Genomic DNA, 318 nt, shown 5'->3' on the forward strand with positions numbered 1-318 from the left:
AGTCGTAGCTGGACAGAAGCTCGCGAATCTCGAGCTCAACCAGTTCCAGCAGCTCGGCGTCGTCCACCATGTCCGCCTTGTTCAGGAAGACGACGATGTAGGGAACGCCTACCTGACGGGCAAGCAGGATATGCTCGCGGGTCTGGGGCATGGGGCCGTCGGCGGCGGACACGACCAGGATGGCGCCATCCATCTGCGCGGCTCCCGTGATCATGTTCTTGACGTAGTCGGCGTGGCCCGGACAGTCGACGTGGGCGTAGTGACGCTTCTCGGTCTCGTATTCAACGTGCGCAGTGGCAATCGTAATACCGCGCTCAC

The 318-nt window shown here is 61.9% G+C and carries 1 protein-coding gene; it reads right to left on the reverse strand.

What is annotated here, in order from left to right:
- Positions 1-318, reverse strand: a 318-nt coding sequence (locus F6V30_RS16940) for a GTP-binding protein (RefSeq protein ID WP_246163606.1), incomplete at both ends; no start/stop codon positions are given.

This window comes from Oryzomonas sagensis (assembly GCF_008802355.1).
In the GTDB taxonomy this organism is placed as follows: Bacteria; Desulfobacterota; Desulfuromonadia; order Geobacterales; family Pseudopelobacteraceae; genus Oryzomonas; species Oryzomonas sagensis.